This is a genomic window from Rhodanobacter sp. C01 (assembly GCF_002001045.1).
Classification (GTDB): Bacteria; Pseudomonadota; Gammaproteobacteria; order Xanthomonadales; family Rhodanobacteraceae; genus Rhodanobacter.
The window spans coordinates 36,909-57,332 of record NZ_MUNR01000006.1 but is presented as its reverse complement, the minus strand read 5'-3'; the positions used below and the strand labels follow the sequence as shown (position 1 = coordinate 57,332).

Here is a 20,424-nt window from a genome sequence, read left to right as displayed (position 1 = left end):
CAGACTGGTTAGGTCTTCCTCTGCAAACATGGCCATGAACCGACCTTCTTCGTTCGACTACGCTCAACTGCTTGCCTGTGCCCGCGGTGAATTTTTTGGTCCCGGCAACGCTCGTCTACCGTCGCCACCCATGCTGATGTTCGACCGCATCACCCGTATTGATGAACATGGTGGCGCTTCCGACAAGGGCGTCATCCTTGCAGAGCTGGATGTCCGGCCTGACCTGTGGTTTTTCGGCTGCCATTTCGACGGTGACCCTGTGATGCCAGGCTGTCTTGGCTTGGACGCGATGTGGCAACTCAGTGGGTTCTTCCTGCCATGGCTGGGTGAGCCCGGTCGCGGTCGGGCGCTTGGCGTGGGCCAAGTGAAGTTTTCCGGACAGGTATTGCCGAGTGCAAAGTTAATCCGCTATGAGATCGATATCCGCCGAGTGCTACGTGGAAAGCTGTCCATGGTGATTGCAGATGGCAAAACGTATGTCGATGACCGGCTTATATACGTAGCCACCGACATGCGAGTTGGCCTGTTCCAGTCGACGGAGGGCTTCTGATGCGCCGCGTAGTGGTAACCGGCATGGGCATCGTGTCTTGCCTTGGCAACGCCGCGGATGCTGTCTCTTGCGCACTGAGCGAAGCACGCAGCGGAATTCGCGCCGTTCCAGAATATGCCGTTCGCGGCTTACGCAGCCAAATCGCCGGCGTGCCGCAGATCGATCTCAATGCGGTGATAGACCGTAAGTTGAAACGCTTCATGGGTGATGCAGCGGCCAATGCGTACGTGGCGATGCGAGCGGCCATTGCCGATGCTGGTCTTGCCATCGAACAGATATGCCATCCGCGCAGCGGTGTGATCGCCGGCTCCGGCGGTGGCTCAGCACAGTGGCAGATTGAGACTGCTGACCTTCTGCGCGAGAAGGGTGTACGTAAGATCGGTCCATACATGGTACCCCGCACGATGTGTTCCACAGTGTCAGCAACACTCGCCACCGCTTTCGGCATTCTCGGCCTGAGCTACTCGATCGCCGCGGCATGTGCCACCTCGGGCCATTGCATTGGCGCGGCAGCAGACCTGATCCGTCATGGTGCGCAGGATGTAATGTTTGCTGGTGGCGGCGAAGAACTGAACTGGGGTATGACCGCGCAGTTCGATGCGATGGGCGCTTTGTCCAGTAACTATAACGACGAGCCGCAAACCGCATCGCGCCCCTACGATGCGGGTCGCGACGGCTTCGTCATCGCCAGCGGTGGCGGCATGCTGGTGCTGGAGGAATACGAGCATGCAAAGGCGCGGGGAGCATGCATCCATGCCGAACTGGTCGGCTATGGGGTGACCTCGGACGGAGCCGATATGGTGTCGCCATCAGGCGAAGGCGCAGTGCGTTGCATGAGGATGGCAATGCAGGGCGTGACGTTGCCAATCGACTACCTCAACACCCACGGCACCGCCACCCAGATGGGCGACATTGTGGAATTGAGGGCTGTCCGCGAGGTATTCGGAGAATCCGTACCGGCAATCTCCTCAACCAAGGCTTTGACGGGGCACTCGCTCGGCGCGGCGAGCGTGCATGAGGCAATTTACAGCCTATTGATGCTCAGGGATGGCTTTATGGCAGGGTCCGCCAACATCGTCGAGCTTGATCCGCGCGTCGAGGGATTTCCCATCCTGCGAGAGACGCGTCAGGCGACGTTGAACACCGTGATGTCCAACAGCTTCGGCTTCGGTGGCACCAACGCTAGCTTGGTATTTGCGCGGGTTTGACAGCTATCAGCTGCCTGGGCGGGGGCACCCACGTGTCACCCCTTGCAAGACTATCCCTACCATTTGCATTTGCTGAAATCTGGCGATCGCTACGGTGGCGGCAGCTCAGTCGAGCCGATGAGCTGCGCTCCAAACCCGGCTGATGACAGGGACTCTGATATCAGATCTGTCCCTTCCGTGCCGCACAAATAGATTCATTTTGAAATTCATAGCAAGGGCCAATATCACATGCCACGAACGTCAGTCAGCGCCATCACGCGGCACCAAACCCTCGGCGAGGAAATCGCCAACAGTCTCAGTCACGGATTTGGCTTGTTGCTGGCTATCGCCGCCCTACCCATCCTGGTCATTCATGCGCAGCACGTGGGTGGCATCTCGGCGATCGTGGGAGCGGCGATATTCGGCAGCAGCGCCGTCCTGCTCTATCTTGCTTCAACCCTCTACCACGCAATCTCACACCAACGGCTCAAGGCCATCTTCCGAGCGCTGGATCACGCAGCCATCTATTTGCTGATCGCTGGAACCTATACGCCAATCACCTTGGGCGTGCTTCACGGAGGCTGGGGTTGGACCATGCTCGGCGTAATCTGGAGCCTGGCTCTGGCGGGGCTGGTGTTCAAGGCCATGGTAGGTCCGCGATTTCCACGCGTGTCCACCCTTATGTACGTCGCCATGGGATGGGTGGTGATGATCGCCATCCGGCCGCTGTGGCTACACATGTCGGCAAATGGACTGCTTTGGCTCGGAGCTGGCGGTTTGGCTTATACCCTGGGCGTGGTGTTCTTCGTGCTAGACGGTAGGATTCGATACAGCCATTTCATCTGGCATCTGTTTGTCCTTGCCGGCACAACATGCCATTTCTTTGCAGTGCTGCTTTACGCGTTTTGATCGACGAGAAGATTGCGCCTGCCCACACCGCTGCCCTCAGACAGCGGTGTGGAGCATCTGCATTCCCGGCTCGCCGTGCCAGTAGCCGTTGCGTATACCGATCCGCGGCGGCGCCACTGGCGAGCGACGCGCAAGGTGAAAGTGCGCCACGACATCGGCCATGCCACTAACTTGCGGATATAAACGAAGCACGTCGACGCCAAGTTCGCGAAGTGCAGGCAACTGGGGACCGAGATCGGTGACTTCCTCGCCCTGGATCTGGATGCCGTTGATGCGTAGGAACGGTCTACCCTCGCGAGTGGCCAGCGGCATGCCATCGGGGTATTCAATACAACGAAAATCGCATTGATCTTTGCCAACATCTAGGGCACGCGCGGTGAAGCAGCGCGCTGAGTAAGCCAGTGGCAATCGACCAAACGCTATCACCTCAAGTTCCGGCATCGTGAGGTTCTCAGCGAGCATCGCCGCGCGAAGCTCACGCAACAGCACTTCGCCCTGCTCCACGCCAGGAACCCAGCGATGCAGACCATCTTCCATCAGTAATGCGAGTGCTCGATGGTTGTAGACATTGAGCGATGGACCGGCAACGAAGGGCACGCCACGCTCGCGGCACAACTGCACTGCGGAGAGATCGTTCGCCTCGATCCAGCAGTTACCGTCACTGACCAACCGTTTTAGTGCGCCGAGTTCAGATTCGGCTTCGATCAGTGCCAATGATGACAACACGACTTGCTTACCGCTCTCGCTAAGTTCCGCAGCCAGTGCGATCCAGCCCCCAGTGCTCATCTCTCGCCGTTTGCTACATACGGTCTCACCGAGATAGATGATATCAATGGGCCATTGCGCTGCCTCACGGTAAAAGGCCAAAGTGCGCTCGCGGGGCCAAAAATACTGTAATGGTCCCAAGCTTAGTTTCATCGTATTCATCGGTTCAGTGCCAATGACGGTGATAGGGGCCGAGCGTGGTCTGGTGACCCTCGGCATGTGCTGACAGCGAGCGTCGCCAGTCCGCTTGCAGCTGCCAGTCCTGCGGTGATCTGTGGTAACGATCCAGTGCATCACGCCAAGTGCGAGTGACCGAACTCACGTAGGCCACACCGCGTTGGCGGCCCTCGATCTTCAGAGCCGTCACCCCTGCCTGAGCGAGCCGAGGAAGCAACTCCAAGGTATTGAGACTGGTCGGCTCCTCAAGTGCGTGAAATACCTCACCGCCGACGTCAAAGCGTCCTTTGCACACTGTGGGGTAGCCCGCTGGCTCCGCGGGCTCAAATCGGTCAATCAGCACCTTGTTCAGGCGGACACTGCGTCGGCCGTCTTGCTCCTCCTCCCAGCGTACAAAGCTGGCCGGCGAACACACGCCGTGACGGTTCGGCGAAGCACCAGTGACATAGCTCGACAGCTGACAGCGCCCCTCAACCATGATGCATAGACTGCCGAATCCGAAGACTTCCAAAGGCACCGGCGAATTCATGCACAGTCGCTCCACCTGCTGGATAGAAAGTACCCGTGGCAATACGGCACGACTGATGCCAAAGCGCTCGTACATGTAGTGCAACGCGGGCGCAGTGGTAGCCGAACCCTGCACCGATAGATGTCGCGCCAGCCCTGGATGGGTACGTGTGGCGTAGTCGAGCACCGCCATCTCAGCCGCAATGATCGCATCGCAACCAAATTCCGCCGCCTTGTCCACAGCCGCCTGCCAGTGCGCCAGCCGTACGCTATCTGGATAGGTGTTGAGCGCCAGATAGACCTTGCGACTACGCGCATGCGCGTAGTCGATCCCTGCACTCAGCTCTTCGTCACTAAAATTGAGACCAGGGAAGGCACGCGCGTTGGTCTGATCGCGAAAGCCCGCGTAGACCGCATCCGCACCGGCATCAATTGCCGCCTGCAATGCCGGCAAATTGCCTGCGGGACAGACCAGTTGCATACGCACGCACCTTGGGAAATCGAACAGACCGCATCATGGCGCGTGCAGGTAGCAGTTGCCTTGATGTGCGTCAAATCGGGCATGGTCATCAGATAGGGTAGTTGGCTTGGTGAAACTCATGCTCGCCGACGTCGCTGCGGTTCGGCACAGTCGGTACTTTCACAGTGGGCATGGTTGGCACTCCGCCATGGCCAGTGGAAGCACCCTACCGCACAATGCAGGTCGAGCTCGCGGACCGCTACGCCCACTGCGAGCCCTTGAGCTGGAAGCCTGCGACGCCTAACCGGCCACGCGGGTGGCCTGCATTGCGGCCCACATCACGTCAATGCGCTGTGCAACGGCGGCATCCGGCACGATCGGCCTACTCCATGTACGCACCGTTTCGGACGGCCATTTGTTGGTCGCATCGAGACCGAGTTTCGAGCCGATGCCGGCGGAAGGGCTCGAAAAATCCAGATAGTCGATCGGAGTATTCTCGACCAGCATCGTGTCGCGTGCTGGATCGACACGGGTGGAAATTGCCCAGATCACGGCCGACCAGTCGCGTACGTCGATGTCGTCGTCAGTGATGATCACGAACTTGGTATACGTAAACTGGCGCAGATAGGACCACACGCCCATCATCACTCGCCGTGCGTGACCAGCGTACTGTTTGCGGATGCTGACCACCGCGATGCGATAGGAACATGCTTCCGGCGGCAGGAAGAAATCGACGATCTCCGGAAATACCTTCTGCAGAATCGGCACGAAGATATCGTTCAACGCCATCGATAGCACAGATGGCTCATCGTACGGCGCGCGTCCCATATAACTACCATGGTAGATCGCGTCCCGGCGCAAGCGCATGCGTTCGATCGTGAATACGGGAAAGTGATCTTGCGCGTTGTAGTAGCCCGTGTGGTCACCGAACGGCCCCTCCAACGCGGTGTCGCCCGGGTAGATGAAACCCTCCAACAGTATTTCGGCACCGGCCGGCGCATCAAGGCCGGTCAGCTCGCTGCGCCATACGCGGGTGCGCTGGCCACGTAGCAAACCGGCGAATTCGAATTCAGACAACGTGTCTGGCACCGGCGCCACCGCCGCCAGCATTGTCGCCGGATCAGCCCCGACCGCCACCAGCACAGGGAATGGGCGCTCCGGATGCGAGGCAACCCAGTCGGCATAGTCCAGCGCACCCCCACGATGCGGCAGCCAACGCATGATTACTCGATTCGTTCCGATCGCCTGCTGCCGGTAGATCGCCACATTCTGCCGTGCCTTGCGCGTGCCACGGGTGACCACTAGGCCGAACGTGATCAGCTTCCCTGCATCCCCGGGCCAGCAATGCTGGATTGGCAGGCGCGAGAGGTCGATGTCGCCGCCTTCTACACCTTCGTACTCGAAGGCAGCCTCATGCACGTACTGAGGTGCGACGTGGGCTAGTTGCGCCAGCTCCGGCCATGTCGCCAGGGCTTGGCGCAGACTGGATGGCCAGCGCGGCTCCTTGATCGAAGCCAGAAGCTGCCCCAATTCACGCAGGGATGCTAATGGCCTTCCGGCCAACGCTGTCTCGATCCTTGAGCGATGGCCAAACAGATTGCCAAGCAGCGCGTGCGAAGCACCCAGCGGCCGCTCCATCAACAATGCCGGGCCACCTTCGCGTAGTGCGCGCTCGCTAAGCGCGGTTGATTCCAGGTACGGATCAATCGCTTCATTCACACGGATTAGCTGTCGATCTCCCTCCAGTCGCGAGAGAAAGCTACGCAGGTTGTGAAAGCTCACGGCGATGCCTGCGGTGGCTGGGGAATGGCCAGACTCTCATCACTGGCATGATCTATGAGTTGCTGATGGATCAATTCCAGCTCGGCCAGCAAGCGCACGCGCTCCTCCTCGGCTGCGGAGGCCTCGGCAGGCCTAGCAGGCAGCGCCATACAGGAATCATAGGCACGCCCATCCTGCACATCGTAGATGAGCAGATCGCACAGGGTCCTGCCGAAGCGGCCAAAGCCTAAGTTGGCTAACGACATGTCGGCTTTCTCGAATCGGCGCGGCGGCATATGACGGCAGGCAGCATGTAGACGTATTGATTGCGTTTCATATCGCGCCATTGCCCGGGATGCGCCAGCGGCCATCTTGCAGGGTAGAGCGCAGTGCGGCGTCCCACGTCGAAATATCGATACCACGTGCGGCCAGCCACTTTCGATCGAACAGCGTCTGCGCGTAACGTTCACCACGGTCGCACAGCAGGCTGACAATGCTGCCATGTTCGCCGTGGGCCCTCATCGATGCGGCAAGCTTCAGGCAAGCAACCAAATTTGTACCGGACGAGCCTCCGTAGCGATGGCCAAACAGCTCCTCCAGAAGCCAAGCGGCGGCGATCGAGGCGGCATCGGGTACCTCGATCACCCGATCGACCAAATCAAACAAAAATCCTGGCTCTACCCGTGGCCGGCCAATGCCTTCGATCAACGTCGGCTGGCTTGCCCTGACGTTGGGATCCCGGCTGCGCCAGCCATGCACAAAGCCACTGCCCGTCGGCTCGGCTACGCACAGCTGCGTATAGAGCCGACGGTAGCGCAGGTAGCGCCCGATGGTGGCGGAGGTACCACCAGTTCCGGCACCACAGACGATCCACGCTGGCACCGGTCTGGGCTCCAAAACGAGCTGGCCGATGATCGATTCTGCGATATTGTTGTTGCCACGCCAGTCGGTAGCCCGCTCGGCCAGGCCGAACTGGTCAAGATGACAGGCGCCGCGCTTCGCGTGCGCAATCGCCCGCTCATGTACCTGCGACGGGTCATTGACGAGGTCGCACTCGCCTCCGAGCGCATGCACGTCGCGGATCTTGCCTGGCGCAGTACCCTCTGGCATCACTGCGATGAACGGTAGTCCAAGCAATCGCGCGAACCATGCTTCCGAAATTGCAGTGCTGCCAGAGGAGGCATCGACCACGGTTTGCCCTTCGCACAGTCGGCCATTGCACAGTGCGTACAGGAACAGCGAGCGTGCCAACCGGTGCTTGAGGCTACCGGAGGGGTGCGCGGCTTCGTCCTTAAAGTAGAAGTCGATTCCGTGAAAGCCGGGGAAGTTAAGCTTGAGTAGATGCGTGTCGGCCGAGCGGGCCGACTCCTGCGCCAGCTTCGCCAGCGCGTTGTGCACCCAGCATCGTTCGAACTCGCGTTGTGGATTGACCAATTTCAGGATCCTATCCAATGCCCGCCTTCCTGATCAACGTCGGGCGAGAGGCGTCAGTAACGGTCAGCGACTGCACGCGCCGGCCGAGGAATTCAAAGTAGCGATCGATATAACTGATGCCGTTCTCATGATCGATCAGGTACGGGTTCATCAGCGTATGACGCAGTATCAGCAGGCGTCTGTTTTCGCCGTCATGATTGAGAGTAGCCAGATCCAACCCCAAGGCATTGAGAATGCGTGCCGTCTCCACCAGCCCCAGCTCCTCCGGCCGCAGACTGGTTACCGAGCCGAAGAATTCCTTCAATTGCAGCGGCTGGCCTGGATCACAGCGCAAGGTGTCGTGCAGCGCACCGACGAATGCATTGGCACCAGCCAGCGATGTGTTGCCGCGCGGATTGAGCGCAAGACAGACCAAGTTACTGTCCGGCGCGAACGGCACCAGCGCGTGCACGCAGTCAGCCAGATCCAGTGCAAACCGCTGCGCACGTGCGTAGAACGCCTCGGCGGCACGTATGGTGGCGCGCGGCAAGCGGCCGAAATGGCGGTGATCCAGCGGCAGTACCTTGTGGGTCACATACGCCGCGGCCGCCGCCGCGCCAGCCTTGGAACCTTCTGGAATGAACTGGCCGAGGCTACGGTAACGAGCCAGGTAGTCGCTGGGCGTGCTGGTATGGAACACGTAGTCAGCGCGCTCGGCCAGCAACGCCATCGCGCGATGGTCACGGCAAATGAAGGCGCCCGTGCCGTAGGGTAAGTAACCAAGCTTGTGCGGATCTACTGTAGCCGAGTCAGTGTCGCCCAGTGCGGCAAATGCCGCATGCACCGCTGGCGTTGGGAACTGTACGTACTCAGTGGCTACCTCTTCTCGCCTGCGCAGGGTGCCATTCTCGTTACGGAACAACGTGGCCAAGTAGCCACCCCAAGCTGCATCCACATGTACCGAAAAGCCGAGCCCATGTGCTTGAGCTTCCGTGCGTGCAGCTAGAACCTCATCTATCGGATCAATCGTGCCGTACTCTGTGCTGCCTAACACTGCCACGCACATCAGCACCGGCTGCCGGATGCGGACGCAGCGTTCCAGGGTGCCCCGCAATGCAGAAGGATCCAACCGCATGCCTCGGGTCGGCAGAAGCTCCAATTGGTCGCGCCCGAGGCCTAGGAGCTTCAGCCCCTTGCTCCATGAGTAGTGCGCGGTTACCGGCGCCAGCACTAGTGGCACGCGCAGCTGCGGGTGCGCGGCGAAGAAGCCGACCAGACCGCGTTGTTCGACGCGCTCATCGTCCACTCGTTTCAGCCAGTGCGCCCGCTCGGTCGGCGGCTGCGCCGCCAGCCAGGTTTGCCACGCTTCCAGAACTGCGATGCCATCAGCATGAGAAAGATTGAAGGCGCTCCAATCATCTGGTGGCAATTCAAGTTGCGGCACACGCGCCGCACGAAGCGCAACCGGGAATGCCTTTAGCGCAAGTGCGAGTCGCAGCGCCTGGTAGTTCGCCAACGTACCGCCCGAGGTCAGATGCCCGAAGGCACAGGCCGGCTGCACCGGATCGTGCGGATAACCGAGCATGCGTGCCAGTTGAAGTCCAACCTGCACCTCCATATCAACCGTGACCGGCGCAGCGTCCTCGCTGACGTTATTGGGGTTGTACGGCAGCGTCAGTATCTGTGCTGCCAGCCCTGGTAACAGAAGGTCCGAAGCCATATGCCCGATGTAACGAGGGCTGTGGAACGGCACTGATTTCTTCAGTGCCGCGGACAAAAGATGGAGCTCGCGACGCATGCGCGATTCAAAAGCGAGGTAGTCGGGGTGTTGGGCTGCGCCGGTGGCAATAGCCGGTGGATCCTCCGGATGAAAATTGCGCCGCCAATACACGTGGTCGCGCAGGAACTCCACGATCAACCTTTCCAAAAGTGCGTCGTTCTCACCATAGGGACCAAGAAAGCAAGCATCCAGCGTGTGGTCGCGTGACTCCAATGCCGAGAACGGCTGTGCTGCGCTCATAGGAGCCTCTCGCATGTCCTGCCAGAAGTCAGATCGCAATATTCGACCGTGACCTTACCTTTCTGCTGAGTGAGCAAATCCGCACGCGCGCGATCCACACGAGATAGCTCGAGCGGAACCCAACCCAACGCTGTCAGCACACTATGGCCTATGACGTGAATTTTCACATTTTCACTGCTCATCGCACATCTCAGAGAATGTGCATATCCTGGTCCACACAGGGCGTAGTCCCATTGATGCAGATCAAACCACAGCAATATCTTTGGAATTTCAACCGCAGCGCAACTTGTGCGATACCGACTGACGACGGCATCTCACTTGCGTGAAGATCGTCAGATTCGCCTGACTGTCGCTAGCGAACACACCGCTTGACCAAACGTGCACTCGATGTGGTCAACGATCCCGTGTGACTTTCGCTGAATCGAGTACCTCTAGGGTCTGCTGCTGGTTGACCTTGCTCCTAAATTTTCCACCTCATAATCGTGATCAGTGGCGGCTTGTTTGGTCGGATCGGCTTGCCGGTGCTTCTCGAACTGCATCCGCGTAACGTACGGCGAAGCTTCGTTAGAATAGGTTCACCAGGGCTCGGCACGAACGCTATTCCAGCCGCCCGCGTTCGACGCATAGCCTCACCTACGGCGTGCGCTGCGATGGGCCGCTTTCGGGGCCAAGAACGATCAGCGCAATCAACACAAGAAAAATCAGTTTGCCAATATTGGCAACAAACATCAGACACCCCTAAGGCTTGCTGATGCTTCCACGATTGTCTTGTCCAACACTGCTTTCAGACAGAGCCTATGCCGCCAACTGGTCTTGCGCCCCAAGATCCCGCCCTTCCTCACCATTCATGTTTTTCTTAAGCCTCCGAATAGCTGACCCCAAATCCGGCCCATACGGCTCAACTTGCTTGCATCAAAAACCAACACAACCACGACTACAAGGATGATTCGATGCCAAATGTTCAAGATTGAAAGAATTCGCGAATAGGCCACTCGCCAATCTAATAGGCATTTGACGTCAGCGAGCCGACGGTAACCAGGCAGAATACTGCCGCCATTGCATCAGCCTAGCGTTCGCACGCAACAGAGGTACCTTCTATGTCAGTGCGATTTCCCGTCAAGCAGAGGGAGCTGCCTCTTTCGCTGCCCTGAATCAATCTCATGCGGAGCAGAGTTCGACATGCGCAGCAGATCAGGGAGTTCTTCCTGCTTAGCCCACGGCGAATCAGCAGAATGAGGTGGCCTAATACAAGCTTTGGCCAAGGCAAATTCCGGTGAGCCTTGAGTCGGGCAGCTATACCCAAGCATCGAGGTCAGCTCGGGAGTCACGTCGGGAAATCGCAATACTTCTCCGCCGTGCTTGCTAACGAATGCCTCGGCATCCTGCCTGGAGGCAAACGATGCAAACGTTGGTCCCATCAAGCCACTCAGTGGTTGCCAAGCCACGTAGTAGGCCTTACGCGCATCGACAAACGTATTGGCCTCGTTGGAGGGGTGCTGCCAATTGATTCGGGCGCTGTCTTGCACCAGCAGATGCTGCAGCCTTGTCATGTTTTCCGGTTGCAGGATATAGGCAAAGAAATCACGGGTTGAGCCGAATTTCAGGGGGAACTTGTCACCCTGAACATAGGCCTCCCCACGCGGCCCGGGGCCGGCCTCGATGTACATCCCACAGACCGCGCAGACATCGCCTTTATGGATGTCCACCGCGACCTGTGGTGCTGGCGCTTGCCTGCTCTCACAAGCAGCCAATGAAAGGACAACAAAGGCTACCAACAAGAACTCGAGGGCCCCGCCCTTCCCCTTGCAGCGCGGGCGCGACGTGTGCATTTTCATACCTCCTTTCGACGAAACAGAAACTGCGCCAGCTCAAACGGAATGACAATCCACAGCAACATGACCAGGTAGAGCACCCAAGGGCGATACACGTGGGTCGCCGTCATTCCCATGAACAGCTCGTTGCCGCTGCCCGATCCGAGCGTGGTCAGGTTGATCAGCCGAAAGACGTCGATCGGATTCAGGTAGAGCAAATGTGGGAAGAGAGATTGCTCCCACTCGTTGCCGCCGCTGAAGACCAGGATGGCCAGCAGGCAGAGGTCAAAAATGATCACCGTGCCCAACCAAGTCACCAGGGCCAAGCCTGCCGCACGCGCCTTGTCGTGGGTAATCACGCTGATCACGCTGGCCAATGCGACGAAGCTTGCCCCGAGCATTGAAGCGCTGAGCACGAAATTCCCCATGTTGAGCCAGGCCCCTGAGGTTCGCGCCTCGGGCTGCATGATCTGAATGATCACCACCGCCACGCCGAACCCCACCAGGGTAGCCGTCGCCAGCGCACAGCAGTGACCCACGAACTTGCCTGCGACCAGTTCGACTCTCGATATCGGGTAGCTGAGTACCAGTAACAGAGTGCCGTTGTCCTGTTCGCCAACCACCATGTCATAGGCGATCAACAGGCCGATCAACGGAATCACGAAGGCCGCCAGCGTGGTCAGGCTGGCCAAAGTCGCGTCGAACGAGGTAAAGCCTATCTTGCCGGCCGCGGCGCCTCCAAAGTAGGCAATGCTTAGGGCCAGCACGGCGAACAGCAACGCCACGGCAATCGTCCAGCGATTGCGGAAGTCGTCGCGAAACTCCTTCCTGGCAATGATCAGGATGCTGCTCATGGCTTTTGCTTCCCCTGCTGTTTTGTGCCTGCGCCAAGATAGTCATACAGGCGCGCCAGCGATGCCTCTTTGACCACAATGTCCTCGACAGCAGGGTCTGTTACAAGCCGTTGCAGCAGGGCCAGCTTGCCCCCTTCGGCGATCTGGATCTCGAACAGGCCGTCGAACCGCACATCGTGTGTCAGCGCGAATGTATCCAGTCCCCGAGCAAAGGCGACCGGATCGGCAGCGTCTTTCAGCTGCACCACGACGATGTCGGGCAACCCTGACTGCCGGCGAAGATCGCCAACGCTGCCCGCCGCGAGCAGCTGGCCCTGGCGCAAGATCAGAGCGCTGTCGATGTGCGGCTCAAGCTCAGCCAGCACGTGTGACGACACCAGCACGCTGTGCCCTTCGGCACGCAACTCGCCGACTATGTCATAGAGCTCGCGCGTAGCCTGCGGATCGAGTCCCCCGGTGGGTTCATCCAGCACGACGAGTTCGGGAGTTGCCAGCAGCGCCTGCGCTAGGCCCAGACGCTGTCTCATTCCCTTGGAATAGGTGGAGACCCGGCGATCCCTGGCATACGCGATGCCGACGCGCTCTAGCAGCTTACTCGCCTGTTCCCGCGATGCACGCTTCAGGCTCGCGAGGTAGTTGATCACCTCATTTCCGGTGAGGTTTCCGTAGAACGCCACGCTCTCGGGAAGATAGCCGATGCGACGACGCAGCGAGACCGCGTTGCTCCCCCATGGGGATTGACCCAACACCTCAACGTGACCGCTGGTCGGTGCGATGAGTCCCAGGATCAGCTTAATCAGGGTCGATTTCCCGGCGCCGTTGTGGCCCAGCAAACCAACCACCTTACCCATTGGCACGGTCGCCGAGACACCGGCCAAGGCAGCGACGCCCTTGTATTGCTTGCCGAGAGCGGAAATATCAATAGCGTTAATCATTTGCTCGCGCTCTCAAGTTTTCGGGAATCCTCATCAGAGGAAAGCTGTCCTGCACACTGGGCGGAGTGAACACTGGAAACGCGTGCTGCACATAACGCATCAGCAGGATCGAGGGGCTCGACATCAATACCCGTGCGCTCGGATATCTCCACAGCAGTACATCGACGCCATCGTTAGGCCGGTAAGGGACATCACCGATGCCATCACCGTTGAGATCCCAGCCCAAATAGTTGCTCCAGTAATTACCTCGGTGGTGCTGTGACCATTCCTCCGAATTGTTCTGCACATACATGACCTGGGTCTGGTTGTCGACGAAGGCATTGCCGTAGATATTGTTCTGGTCAGAACCTGCGGTGACATGGATGCCGATACGCGAACGCTCCAGCAGGTTGTCCGTGATCGTATTGCCCTGGGAGAGGTACACGAAGATTGCCTTGCCCTCGGCACCGTCGACGACCTGACCATCGGTATCGAATTGTCCCTGGATGTTGCGCACCTCGTTGCCGCGAATCTCGCTGTAATTGATGTAGTTGAGCAGGAACCCGTAAGACATGTCGTCATACGCCTGATTGCCTTTGACTCGCAGATGATCGGATGCCATCAAGGCGAAGCCTGCGGTGTTGCCGGAGCTAATGTTTCCCTCTAACAAATTCTGTTTGGAATACATGTAGTGGACGCCGTAGCGCACGTCATGGATCCGGTTGTTTTCGATCTTGTTGTCCGGGCTAACGTAGACGTAGATGCCGTCCCGGGTCTTGCTCACGTCATTCCCGGAAATCGTGCACCCGGTGTCATTCCACAGGTGAATCCCGTCACCCCGATCCGACACGCGCAATTGCGGCACGCCAACGATGGTGTTGGCGTTAACCACCACATGGTTGGCACCGTCCAGATAGACACCGAACAGCACGTTCTCGATCCTGTTGTTTGAGACGCCCACATCATCCACCGCACGGTCAATGTAGATACCGGCATTCATCGCGGTCAGGTCCGTACCGGAGTGGCGGATCGTCAGGTCATTGATACGCACATGAGATGCTGACACGCGTATCACATCGCCTGAACCATCACCATCAAGCACTGCTCCGGGGCTGCCCACGAGCGATATCGACTTGTTCAGGTGCAGGTGCACATGGTGAACACCCGCGGGTACGTTAACCACCGTCCCCGCCGTCGCCTCGGCGATTGTCTTCTCAAGGGAATACGGCGCTTGCGCCGCCAGGCAGAGACCAGATGCAGCAAGCAGGAGAAAGAGCAGAGGCCAAAGGCTGCGGAAGTTCAACGGACACCTCGAGCTGAGGATGAGGCTGACCCGCCAGAACACAGGCTCCGGCGGATCCAGCCGTTCATCACGCTTCCACCAACATCCGGCCTCTCATCTCCAAGTGCAGCGCATGGCAGAAGAACGTGCAGTAGTACCAGTAGACTCCTGGCTTGTCAGCGATGAAGGTGACGGACGAAGTCTCCTGCGGGCTGATCTCCATGTTGATGCCATAGTTGCTGAGACAGAATCCGTGGGTCAGATCCTCGATGTCGTCGATGTTTGTGTCCACCACAGTCACTTCGTCGCCTTTCTTCACCGTGAAGCTGTTCAGACCGAACGTCGGCGCAGAGCTGGTCATGTAGACAAAGACCTTCTTGCCCTCGCGGATGACCTTGCTGTCCTTCTCCAAAACGATGCCGTGCTTCGTCGCCTGGGCGACGGTTTCGGCAAAGAACGGGTCCTTGCGATCCCAAATGCGCTTGATCTTGCCCGCCATGAGTCGGCTCGGAATGATCACGGAATCATGGGGCTCCGAGAAGACCGGTGCATCCGCCACCAGCACCATCTGGTCGCCGGAAATGTCGATCAATTGATCGTTGTCCGGATGCAGTGGGCCGACCGCCAGGAAACGATCCTTCGAGAACTTGTTCAGCGATACCAGCCACTTGCCATCCGCATCGCGCGTTTCGCCCAGCGACGTGTGGTTGTGGCCAGGCTGGTAGGCGACATCGAGCTTCTGGCGCAGGTAGTTGACCTTCTTGCCCGCATAGGCGTCGATCGCGTCCTGGATGTTCCATTTTACGATCTGGCTATCGATGAACAGCGTGGTGTACGCATTGCCACGACCGTCGTAAGCCGTATGCAATGGCCCTAGGCCCAGTTGTGGCTCGGCCACCACAGCATCACGCGGATCTTTGAGCTTGCCGGCAAAGTAGTCGTCGACCTTGCTCCACGCCATCAGGGTGACCGTCGGCGACAACTTGCCGGCGGCAGCGAAATACTTGCCGTCCGGGCTGGAATTGAGGCCGTGCGGGTTCTTCGGGACCGGGATGTACATGGTCAGTTCCGAACCATGGCGTCCGTCCACCACTGGCACCTTGGACGTGCCGATGGTCTTGAATTTGCCGGCCTTGACTGCCGCCTCTATGCGCTTGATGTTGAACACGACGGCCCAGTCGCGCTCGCCCTGCATCATGCCGGCAAGATCCACGGCCCCCTCGCTGTTGTAGCAGGTCGAGGCCACGTATTTGCCGTCGTAATCGCAATCGGTATTGTCCAGGTTCCCATCGACGATGACCTGCCATGCCACTTCCATGGTGTCGCCGTTCACCGCCGTGAAAACGCACTGGTATTTCTTCGGATCGTCCAGGTCACGGCCGTCGTTGGGACTGGGAACTCTGAATTCCGAGTTGGCGAACACGTAACCGGTGCGTGGCTCACGCTGCACGCGCAGGCCGTGGACGTCCGCTACATTGGGAATGCTGGTGATCTTGTCGGTGCGCATCACATCACAGCGGATGCGTGCGATACGACAGCCCGTTTTGTCGTTCATGAACAGGTAGCGCCCGTCGTAATGACCGTTCGTCTGACTCATATGCGGATGATGAAGGTCACCACCTCGGGGAAAGTTCTCGCCTAATACCCGCTTGCTCTCGTTGGTGATGCCCCAGCCGATGGCGAAGTCGGTGTTAAACACCGGGATGCGCATCAGTTCACGCATCGACGGCAGGCCCAGAATACGCATTTCGCCGGACTGGCCGCCGCTCCAGAAACCGTAGTATTCGTCCAGTTTGCCCGGCGCAACGTGATCCTCCGGCATGCCCGTGGCTGCAGGGGCGGGGGCCTTACTCGACACGGGCTGTTCGCCCGTCGACGCGCGGCCGCATCCGGCTAGCAGCGTGCCACCGACGCCGGCAAGACCCGCCAGTGCGCCCATTTTCATGAAACCACGGCGGCCAAGGTTCCCCGGCGAACCAGGAAGCGAGGCAATCTCCTCTTCCGTCAGCGCTCTGAACTGGCCGGCTTTCAATTCCGGATTCTGTTCGTTTGTCTTGTCGCTCATTGCTATCGCTCCTCAAAAATTAGTGGCATCCCAACCAGATTGCTGGCCTACCTAGGTCTTTCTGCCTGTGCATCTGTGGTGACGACACGCGTTGGCAACGGGCGTGACGCCTTCTCTTTTCTCTTTCGATGTTCGACCAGAGGTGGGCACTTGTGGTCGTCTTCGTAGGTCACCTGGCAGTCCAGGCAGTAGTGACACTCGTTGTAGTTGATCGGACCCAGCGGACTGATCGCCCTGACCTCGCACTCGTTGGCGCAGATCTGGCAGGGATGTCCGCACTCCTTGCGCCGACGCAGCCACTCAAACAGGCGCCAGCGCCCTGAAACAGCAAGGCCGGCACCTAGCGGACAGATGTAGCGGCAGAAGAACTTGTTGATGAACGCTGCCGCGACGAGCAGGATCACCGCGTAAAGAACAAAGCCCCAGGAGCGCATGAAGTGCAGATTGACCGCAGTCTTGAACGGCTCGACCTCCGCGAAGCGCTCGGACAGACCCACCGACTGCAGCGACAGGCCAAAGAGGAACAGCAAGATGATGTACTTGATCGCCCACAACCGCTCATGCACATACGGTGGTGGTTCCAGTTGCGGCACCTTGAACTTCAACGCCACCTTGTTGATCAGCACCTGCATGGCGCCAAACGGGCACAGCCAGCCGCAATACACGCCCCGCCCCACCAATAGCAGGGACACCGCCACGAAGGTCCACAGGATGAAGATCAGGGGATCCATCAGGAAGATGGACCAGTGGAAGCCGTGGATCACCGCATTGACGAAGGTCAGGATGTTCACCACCGAAAGCTGCGCCAGGCCGTACCAGCCGATGAACACGACGGTGTAGATCAGAAAGCCGACACGGACGCGTTCCAGCAGCTTTGGACGCTTGACCACCCAGTCCTGGAAAATCAGGATCAGCGACAGGAAGAGCAGTCCGGCTACCAGCACGGCAATCTCGAAGCGCTTGCCGTACCAGACCTTCACCCACAATGGAGCGTCATCAGGAATCGGACTGCTGTTGACCTTCGGCTGGATGACGTAGTCGGCAGGGATCTGGTAGCCCCCGCTAAACGTGCTGTAGATGCTTTTCAGCGGCCCGATCTGCCGCCTGACCAGCAGCTGCAGCGTCCATGGGCCACCGGCATTGAACCCCTGTCCATGGTGCAGGATGAAAATGCCGTTCTCGTTAAAGCTCGGCATCCCGGCCAGTTCCGGGTTGTCGAGCGCCACGTAATCAGTATCCTTGAAAAGGAACAACTTGCTGTCTTGGACAATATGCAGCCGGTCATAGATGCCGCCGCGCACGTAGCCCAATCCCTTGTACGAATAGACACCGTTGGCGACGACCGCAATCGCTTCATCGCCGGGACTGAGGTTCTGCATCATCGCTTTGTAGGTGGCGTCGCCGAGCAGGTTTCTGCCTACAGTCGGCGGGGTGATGTCGGCGTAATAGAGGTCAATGAACGTGTCGTTCTCATGACCCGGTGATGGTGCGGTCGGATCGTCGACCAAGCCGCTCTCGGGCTGCCCCTTGAAGGCATCGATGACCGTCCCTCGAGTGATGTTCAACTGGCGGAAAGCCCCGTTCCCCGTCAGCTGCTGCCAATTAGCCTTCTTGAGATAGTCGGCCCGGATGGTGGCCAGCGCATTTTCGGTGGCCGGCATACCGGTCACCAGATGCCGCGACACGGCTACTTCCAGCGCTGCATTCATGATCGTCTCATTGACCACCATCGAGGTGACGGTGGCGCTGCTGATCGCATCAATTTTTGTAGTCCCGGGAACATCGCTTCCACCGACGACGATCTTGTCCTTGACGCTGTGGCCGACATAACGCTCAACGAAATCGTAAAGTCGCTGCACCGGAATGCCGACCAGTAGGATCGGCTCATGCTGCTCGAGAACCTTGGTGCCGAGGATCTTGCCAGTCTGGTCAATCGCCACGAGGATATTGATTGGATCACCGGAATACGCCGGAACCGGCGCTACCATCACCGACTCGAACACGTAGCCGATAACCTTGTCACCGTCGTAGACCGGTGCTGCCGGCGGCTTGCCGGAGATATCCGCGAATCGGGTTGCGCTGGGAAAGTAGCCACGCACTTCGGGAAATTTCTGATCGACGCCTGCGATGGCTTCCATGGAAACAAGCATCAGCAGGCAGGTCACACAAAGCAGGAGCAGCCTCCTGGCGAGTTTGGCCGTGTGCAATACCCCGGAAAGACCAGGGCTTTCGGGTGGCCGTGTGCGCACGTCAGACCACCTCCGGATTGCCCGAAACTTGCGGGAGATCCTTCGAACGCCAGCTCCTGCTACCGTCCCTGGAGAAGACCAGCCATTGATCGTTCTGCGAGGCCATCACTTCGCGCAACCGCGGCACCGGCATCGAAGCGGCGGCGACGCTCATTGCATCGGCATCCACCGAGGTCTCCGCCATGACCGTGACGCTGGAGTAATTCAGTGGGGAATAACCCGTATGTGGATTGATCACATGGAACAGCGTCTTGTCGGACGAATAGAAGATCCGGTAATTGCCGGACGTGCCAAGTGCGGCATTGCGTATTGTCACGACGGCTGCAACCTTGTTGATGTCGCCGGGATCAACGATGCCGATGTGCCACTGACGGTTGAAATCGCTACCGGAGATCGCACGCAGATCGCCACCTGCATCCACCAGGGCGTCTTCGATACCCGACTCTCTCAACGAGGCAATCCCCTGGTCGATGACGTACCCCTTCGCCAGCCCGTCCAATGTGACGGACATACCCGGATGGGTGAACCGTACGCCCTGCGCATCCAGCGCGATTCGGCGATAATTGATCAGATGATCTCGCTCCCCTATCTGTACACGATCACCCGCATCGAGTACGGCGGGCTGGCGCATCGATTCGAAGTACTCCAGGACGGGCAACACGCTGATATCGAAGTCACCGTCAGTCACCGCTGAAATCGCCAATGAGCGATGCAAAACGTCCCTGAGTTCCGGCGGCAAATTCTCCAGACGGCCATCACGGTTCAGGCGCGCCACCGGACCGGCCGGGTCGAAGCGCGTCAGCACCGCAACAGTACTGGCCATTCGCTGAAACGCGGCGTCAATGGCGACGCCCGCCTTGTCAACGTCGTCGGCCAGGCAGGTGATTGCTACCGAAGTCTGCATAAGCGTCTGCTCACGACGCACCTCGAACAGGTTCCGTCCCCGTTTGAGCACGAACCAGCCTGATCCTCCGACCAATCCTCCGGCCGCTGCCACACCGACGAAGGCCTTGAGGAGTTTTCGGCGACCGGGCGACCGAGGCTCGTCAGCTTTTTCCGGGACATGCATGACGTCAGCCTCCAGTGGCTGCAAAACGAACCAGACAGTATCTTCAGGAAAGCATTTGACGCGCTGCTTTAGGCTTTACGCGCATAGGCGACGCACCATGCGGTGGGGCTAATACTTCCTGCAACAACTTTGCAGGTTCCGTTGGACTTTGGCGTCTTGCCCGGGACGTAGTGGATGCAGTTGTCGCATTGATCCTTACCGTGCGGTGTGGACTGGTACATCATCGTGGCCTGGGGGGCCAAGGCTTGTGCATGCGCCGGTGCGGATTTCAGCAGACCGGTGGCTGCCACGGCCCCGATTGCCGCCATGGTCAGGCCGCTCTTCAGCAGGGTGCGACGGCTAGCATCGAATTCATTGCTGTTCTCTTTCATGGGTTTCTCCTGGGACTGTGTCGCTTCATTTCACACACGCATACCGCGTGCTGGCACGCA

The 20,424-nt window shown here is 58.9% G+C and carries 17 protein-coding genes; 3 read left to right on the top strand and 14 right to left on the bottom strand.

Translation table 11 applies throughout. From position 1 onward, the window contains the following. Nucleotides 1–34: 34 nt before the first annotated feature. The 3 genes from fabA to B0E50_RS02905 all read left to right on the top strand — a co-directional run bounded on the left by fabA (nucleotide 35) and on the right by B0E50_RS02905 (nucleotide 2,646). Entirely contained in the window at nucleotides 35–550 is a 516-nt protein-coding gene (gene fabA / locus B0E50_RS02915; protein WP_077439601.1) for a 3-hydroxyacyl-[acyl-carrier-protein] dehydratase FabA, read from the top strand. Continuing rightward, complete coding sequence (gene fabB / locus B0E50_RS02910) at nucleotides 550–1,758, top strand: beta-ketoacyl-ACP synthase I (protein ID WP_077439600.1); 1,209 nt, start codon at nucleotides 550–552, stop codon at nucleotides 1,756–1,758. Before fabA ends, fabB begins: the two co-directional genes overlap by 1 nt. Before the next feature lie 228 nt (nucleotides 1,759–1,986). Continuing rightward, entirely contained in the window at nucleotides 1,987–2,646 is a 660-nt protein-coding gene (locus B0E50_RS02905) for a hemolysin III family protein (protein WP_077439599.1), read from the top strand. A 36-nt stretch (nucleotides 2,647–2,682) separates the two neighbouring features. Here the strand turns inward: B0E50_RS02905 and B0E50_RS02900 are convergent, their stop codons facing one another. From B0E50_RS02900 to B0E50_RS02835, 14 genes are all read right to left on the bottom strand, one after another. Continuing rightward, nucleotides 2,683–3,573, bottom strand: coding sequence for a U32 family peptidase (locus B0E50_RS02900; RefSeq protein WP_077439598.1), 891 nt, complete (start codon nucleotides 3,571–3,573; stop codon nucleotides 2,683–2,685). Nucleotides 3,574–3,577: 4 nt separating this feature from the next. Then, on the bottom strand, nucleotides 3,578–4,576 hold the full coding sequence (locus B0E50_RS02895; protein ID WP_077439597.1) for a peptidase U32 family protein: 999 nt from the start codon (nucleotides 4,574–4,576) through the stop codon (nucleotides 3,578–3,580). A 279-nt stretch (nucleotides 4,577–4,855) separates the two neighbouring features. Beyond that, nucleotides 4,856–6,337, bottom strand: a complete 1,482-nt coding sequence (locus B0E50_RS02890) for a UbiD family decarboxylase (RefSeq protein WP_077439596.1) — start codon at nucleotides 6,335–6,337, stop codon at nucleotides 4,856–4,858. Further along, the gene (locus B0E50_RS02885) at nucleotides 6,334–6,582 is read right to left on the bottom strand and encodes a hypothetical protein (protein ID WP_139350364.1); all 249 of its coding nucleotides are present in this window, start codon (nucleotides 6,580–6,582) and stop codon (nucleotides 6,334–6,336) included. The genes B0E50_RS02890 and B0E50_RS02885 overlap by 4 nt, the downstream gene beginning before the upstream one ends. A gap of 67 nt (nucleotides 6,583–6,649) precedes the next feature. Next, the gene (locus tag B0E50_RS02880; protein WP_077439594.1) at nucleotides 6,650–7,768 is read right to left on the bottom strand and encodes a PLP-dependent cysteine synthase family protein; all 1,119 of its coding nucleotides are present in this window, start codon (nucleotides 7,766–7,768) and stop codon (nucleotides 6,650–6,652) included. Beyond that, complete coding sequence (locus tag B0E50_RS02875) at nucleotides 7,761–9,749, bottom strand: pyridoxal-dependent decarboxylase (protein WP_077439593.1); 1,989 nt, start codon at nucleotides 9,747–9,749, stop codon at nucleotides 7,761–7,763. Before B0E50_RS02875 ends, B0E50_RS02880 begins: the two co-directional genes overlap by 8 nt. A 1,100-nt stretch (nucleotides 9,750–10,849) precedes the next feature. Next, nucleotides 10,850–11,578 carry a nitrous oxide reductase accessory protein NosL gene (locus tag B0E50_RS02870; RefSeq protein ID WP_139350355.1) on the bottom strand — a complete coding sequence of 243 codons (729 nt, stop codon included), beginning with the start codon at nucleotides 11,576–11,578 and terminating at the stop codon, nucleotides 10,850–10,852. A gap of 2 nt (nucleotides 11,579–11,580) precedes the next feature. Next, the gene (locus B0E50_RS02865) at nucleotides 11,581–12,414 is read right to left on the bottom strand and encodes an ABC transporter permease subunit (protein ID WP_077439591.1); all 834 of its coding nucleotides are present in this window, start codon (nucleotides 12,412–12,414) and stop codon (nucleotides 11,581–11,583) included. Next, a complete protein-coding gene (locus tag B0E50_RS02860; protein WP_077439590.1) occupies nucleotides 12,411–13,349 on the bottom strand; it encodes an ABC transporter ATP-binding protein in 939 nt (312 codons plus the stop codon). Before B0E50_RS02860 ends, B0E50_RS02865 begins: the two co-directional genes overlap by 4 nt. Further along, entirely contained in the window at nucleotides 13,342–14,631 is a 1,290-nt protein-coding gene (locus B0E50_RS02855) for a nitrous oxide reductase family maturation protein NosD (protein WP_077439589.1), read from the bottom strand. The genes B0E50_RS02860 and B0E50_RS02855 overlap by 8 nt, the downstream gene beginning before the upstream one ends. Before the next feature lie 67 nt (nucleotides 14,632–14,698). After that, the gene (nosZ, locus tag B0E50_RS02850; protein WP_077439588.1) at nucleotides 14,699–16,675 is read right to left on the bottom strand and encodes a TAT-dependent nitrous-oxide reductase; all 1,977 of its coding nucleotides are present in this window, start codon (nucleotides 16,673–16,675) and stop codon (nucleotides 14,699–14,701) included. Nucleotides 16,676–16,722: 47 nt separating this feature from the next. Continuing rightward, a complete protein-coding gene (locus B0E50_RS02845; RefSeq protein WP_254427160.1) occupies nucleotides 16,723–18,813 on the bottom strand; it encodes a NosR/NirI family protein in 2,091 nt (696 codons plus the stop codon). Nucleotides 18,814–18,925: 112 nt separating this feature from the next. Further along, entirely contained in the window at nucleotides 18,926–19,993 is a 1,068-nt protein-coding gene (locus B0E50_RS02840; RefSeq protein ID WP_077439891.1) for an FAD:protein FMN transferase, read from the bottom strand. Between the two features lie 68 nt (nucleotides 19,994–20,061). Then, nucleotides 20,062–20,364, bottom strand: coding sequence for a high-potential iron-sulfur protein (locus B0E50_RS02835; protein WP_077439587.1), 303 nt, complete (start codon nucleotides 20,362–20,364; stop codon nucleotides 20,062–20,064). Between the last annotated feature and the right edge of the window lie 60 nt (nucleotides 20,365–20,424).

Bases quoted from the DNA above. Each gene is read 5' to 3' on its own strand.
- fabA (WP_077439601.1), top strand. From the start codon at position 35: ATGAACCGACCTTCTTCGTTCGACTACGCTCAACTGCTTGCCTGTGCC.
- fabB (WP_077439600.1), top strand. From the start codon at position 550: ATGCGCCGCGTAGTGGTAACCGGCATGGGCATCGTGTCTTGCCTTGGC.
- B0E50_RS02905 (WP_077439599.1), top strand. From the start codon at position 1,987: ATGCCACGAACGTCAGTCAGCGCCATCACGCGGCACCAAACCCTCGGC.
- B0E50_RS02900 (WP_077439598.1), bottom strand. From the start codon at position 3,573: ATGAATACGATGAAACTAAGCTTGGGACCATTACAGTATTTTTGGCCC.
- B0E50_RS02895 (WP_077439597.1), bottom strand. From the start codon at position 4,576: ATGCAACTGGTCTGTCCCGCAGGCAATTTGCCGGCATTGCAGGCGGCA.
- B0E50_RS02885 (WP_139350364.1), bottom strand. From the start codon at position 6,582: ATGTCGTTAGCCAACTTAGGCTTTGGCCGCTTCGGCAGGACCCTGTGC.
- B0E50_RS02875 (WP_077439593.1), bottom strand. From the start codon at position 9,749: ATGAGCGCAGCACAGCCGTTCTCGGCATTGGAGTCACGCGACCACACG.
- B0E50_RS02870 (WP_139350355.1), bottom strand. From the start codon at position 11,578: ATGCACACGTCGCGCCCGCGCTGCAAGGGGAAGGGCGGGGCCCTCGAG.
- B0E50_RS02865 (WP_077439591.1), bottom strand. From the start codon at position 12,414: ATGAGCAGCATCCTGATCATTGCCAGGAAGGAGTTTCGCGACGACTTC.
- B0E50_RS02860 (WP_077439590.1), bottom strand. From the start codon at position 13,349: ATGATTAACGCTATTGATATTTCCGCTCTCGGCAAGCAATACAAGGGC.
- nosZ (WP_077439588.1), bottom strand. From the start codon at position 16,675: ATGAGCGACAAGACAAACGAACAGAATCCGGAATTGAAAGCCGGCCAG.
- B0E50_RS02845 (WP_254427160.1), bottom strand. From the start codon at position 18,813: ATGGAAGCCATCGCAGGCGTCGATCAGAAATTTCCCGAAGTGCGTGGC.
- B0E50_RS02840 (WP_077439891.1), bottom strand. From the start codon at position 19,993: ATGCATGTCCCGGAAAAAGCTGACGAGCCTCGGTCGCCCGGTCGCCGA.
- B0E50_RS02835 (WP_077439587.1), bottom strand. From the start codon at position 20,364: ATGAAAGAGAACAGCAATGAATTCGATGCTAGCCGTCGCACCCTGCTG.